Genomic DNA, 3,541 nt, shown 5'->3' with positions numbered 1-3,541 from the left:
GAAGACACCAGCCGGGAAGCCGGCTTCCTCGATTGCCTCCGCGAACAGAAGGGCGCTCAATGGAGAGAGTTCGCTTGGCTTCAGCACGAGTGTGCAGCCCGCGGCGAGTGCCGGCGCGACCTTGGCGGTGATCTGGTAGAGCGGCCAATTCCAGGGCGTAATCAGCCCGCAGACACCGACCGGTTCGTGGGTGACGGCCGTGTGGCGGCGCTGCTCGACGAAGGTGAATGATGTCAGGACATCGCGGGCGGTCTTCACATGGGCAATGGCCAGCGGTACCTGCGCTGTGCGCGCATACCCGACCGAGGCCCCCATTTCCAGGGTGAGGCATTGTGCAAGCAGTTCGCTGCGCGTTTCGAGCAGCGCATGCAGGCGATCGAGCAAGCCCGCCCGGTACTCCGGCTTTGTTCGGCTCCAGGTAGCAAATGCCAATCGGGCGGCGGAAACGGCCGCTTCCACGTCCTTTCCGTTTCCGAGTGGAAACCTGGTGATGACCTTTTCCGTGGCCGGATTGATAATGTCGCTCGTAGCGGTACCACTCGGCTCGCGCCATTGGCCGCCAATGAAAAACCTATCGATGTGGCCGTTGCGGGACAGATGCTCGAGGGGTGCGGTCATGTCACTAGGTCTCTCATCCCGTATTAACACTGAGGGTCGGCTGGAACCGGAATAGCGGTCTTCAAGGAGTTGGGACGAGCCTTGATCGACCGGCTCAGGATCCAGCCCGCAGGAGCTGAGTTTCGTTTGCATCACAAGGCGTCAGTTCCATGGGTGCCATGCAAAGCGCGGAGATCGGAACTCCTACCAGCCGCGGATCCGCTCCCAGCGCGCATCAATCTTGCGACTCTCTCCATTAACGACGCTGTAGAAGTCATGCTGAGCGGCCATAGCGCATGCATGGTTGGGCAGGATGCGGATCCGACTCCCGATGGGGAGCTCGGGCATAGTCTTGCCCGACCCGCTGCGGATAGCGAGGATGCCGTGCTCCTGGCTCGCCTGACACACGATCAAGTCCTCGAAAACCCGCCCCGTCTCGTCGCAGACCACACCATAACCCTGGTCGAGCTGCTGGTTTGCCGTTCCCCGGTCGCGCGAAAGCGCCATCCACCCGGCATCGACCAGCACCCAGCCTTTCTCAGGTTTGGCGCCGATTACGGTGGCCAACACCGAGATCGCGATATCGTCGATGGCACAGACCCCGACCCCGTGCTGGACGAGGTCGAAAAACATGTAGACCCCGGCGCGCACCTCGGTAACGCCTTCCAGATTTTCCGCAAAGTGCGCTGTTGGCGTCGAGCCGAGGCTGACGATGGGGCAAGCATGACCGTGGGCACGCAGGACTTCGGCGGCGCGCACGGTGGCAAAACGTTCGTTCTGGGCTGCCCTCACCAGTGAATCGGGGGTGCTCAAACCGTATGACTCGCCCGCATGGGCCAAGACGCCGGCGACCTTGCCGCCCGCCGCGACGACCCTGTCGGCAACTTCGACCAGCTTTGGATCGTCCGGCTTCAATCCACCGCGATGGTCGTCGCAGTCCAGCTCGAGGAAGACGGACGGTGTCACGCCGGTGAGCGCGCGCACGTCTGCCAAGGCATCGGCCTGTTCCACGGTATCGAGGAGCAGCTTCAAATCGACGCCCGTGCGGCGACAAAGCTCCATAGCGCGGGTCGCCGAAGCCGGAGACAGGCCGACCGCATAGGTCATGTCGCGAAAGCCGTGGCCAGCAAAATATTCGGCCTCGGCGATGGTCGAGACCGTGATCGGGCCGGGTTCGCCGGGGAATATCTGTCGGGCGACATCGATGCTCTTGGCCGTCTTCATATGAGGGCGCAGTACCACGCCGAGGTTTCTAGAGTGCTCGGCGAGACGCAAAATGTTGCGCTCCAGCCGTGCTCGATCCAGAAGCAACGATGGGGTAGCGAGGGCATGAATTGTTTTGCTTTCTTCACGCATACTTAGAGTTGGCTGCATCGCTCCGAGTCCTCATTTAGGTTAACCGAACGACTGGTTCGCCAGGGCGAACATACGGGCCGGGCCTGCCGAGACGGGTCGCTGCCCCTTGACCATGGCGGTCGCTTGACCGACTTGCTCGAGCCCCAAGCTTCCCAGCCAATCCCCCCAGCCGTGTTCGGCATGGATGTCGATGCGCACGAACTGCCCTTTGAGCCCCGAAAGCTGGGCCAGGATCAGGCGCTGCGCGTCGTGGACGCTTTCGGCTGCAACAGGGCCGATGACGTAGCCGCGCCCGAATCGCCTGGCAATGGCGTAGCCTGCAATCCGCCCTCCGTGGTCGATCACCGCCACGTCGCCGACATCGGCAAGAGCAGCCACCATCGCCCGACGGGGCATGCCAAACGCCCGCTCGTCGAAAGCTTGGATCGCCACGAGGTCGGAAAGAGCCGCCGGGCGAATGTCGCCGCGATCACCCGGAACCACCGCGACGTCCAATGGGCCTTGGTGCTGGAACACGGTGCCCCAGGCGGCAAAGCCGCGCCGCTTATAGAGCGTGAGCCCCTCGTCCGTCGAATTGAGCAACAGGTTCCGTCCGCCCGTCGCTGCAAGCAGGCCATCAAAGAGCTGCGAGCCGAAGCCGCCGCCTTGCGCGGATGCAGTGACGATGATCATGCCGGCACTGGCGTAGGCTTCTCCGTAGTTCCACCACATGGCCGTACCGATCACGGCGCTGTTATGCATCAGGACTAGCCCTTGGCCGACAGCAGCGGCAAACTCCCAATCCTCGGAGCGATAGGGCCAGCCCATCTCCTGCGACAGCTTCAGCGCGCCCGGCACATGCCGGACTTCGAATTTCGTCAGATCGAAAGGCCCGCTAGGGGTTTTTCTTGCGTATTCGAGGGTCATAGCGAACTGCGGTCTTTTCGTCCTGGGTCGATTGAAACTGAACCTAGAGTCGCCTCGGACGGGCGGACTTCCCTGCTGTTTTGCCCTTTCAATTCGGCGGAAACATTTGTTCCAAGCCGCCCTTCGGCATGTCGGATCGCGCATGTCGAGCGAGAAATTGTCCGCCGCCTTGCGCCTCCGGCATGGCTGGAGCGACAAACCTCACGAGGCATTTGGATGATCTATATTAGCGAAGAGGAGTCGGCCGCCCTTGTTACGCACGACCTTGCTTTCGAGGCTGCACAGGCCGCCCTTGTGGCGGCAACATCGCCGCAAGGGAGGGTCTTTCCCGCTATTCTCGGACGAGCGCGGGAGGTGTCAAATACTTTCTCGATCAAGGCCGGCTCGTCAGATGACCTGACTGGAGTAAAGATCGGCTCCTTTTGGTCGGGCAACCCGGCAAGAGGCCTTCCCCGCCACAACTCCACCATCGTGCTGCTCGATCAGCAGACAGGCCGGCTCGGCGCCGTGATCGAGGCGGGAAAGGTCAACGCCTACAGGACGGCGGCTGCCGACGCAGTTGCGGCCGACCTTCTCGCGAGGAGAAATGCCAAGGTTCTAACGATATTCGGCGCCGGCAATCAGGCAAGCTTCGAAGTGACGGCCTTGGCGCGCATCCGTCCAATCGAAACTGTGCTGGTCG

The 3,541-nt window shown here is 62.2% G+C and carries 3 protein-coding genes and 1 pseudogene; 1 reads left to right on the top strand and 3 read right to left on the bottom strand.

What is annotated here, in order from left to right:
* The 3 genes from EN738_RS32360 to EN738_RS32350 form a co-directional block, all read right to left on the bottom strand.
* Positions 1–618, bottom strand: a 618-nt coding sequence (locus tag EN738_RS32360; protein ID WP_127287121.1) for an aldehyde dehydrogenase family protein, incomplete at its 3' end; no start/stop codon positions are given.
* Positions 619–801: 183 nt separating this feature from the next.
* Complete coding sequence (locus EN738_RS32355) at positions 802–1,971, bottom strand: alanine racemase (protein ID WP_127287120.1); 1,170 nt, start codon at positions 1,969–1,971, stop codon at positions 802–804.
* Positions 1,972–1,992: 21 nt separating this feature from the next.
* On the bottom strand, positions 1,993–2,859 hold the full coding sequence (locus EN738_RS32350; RefSeq protein ID WP_127287119.1) for a GNAT family N-acetyltransferase: 867 nt from the start codon (positions 2,857–2,859) through the stop codon (positions 1,993–1,995).
* A gap of 216 nt (positions 2,860–3,075) precedes the next feature.
* On the opposite strand from EN738_RS32350, the pseudogene EN738_RS32345 reads away from it, so the two are divergent.
* Positions 3,076–3,541, top strand: a pseudogene (locus EN738_RS32345) (ornithine cyclodeaminase family protein); the annotation flags it as partial.

The organism is Mesorhizobium sp. M4B.F.Ca.ET.017.02.2.1 (assembly GCF_003998955.1).
Taxonomy (GTDB): Bacteria; Pseudomonadota; Alphaproteobacteria; order Rhizobiales; family Rhizobiaceae; genus Mesorhizobium; species Mesorhizobium abyssinicae.
The sequence above is the reverse complement of the archived record's forward strand: the minus strand, read 5'-3'. Positions and strand labels throughout refer to the sequence as shown.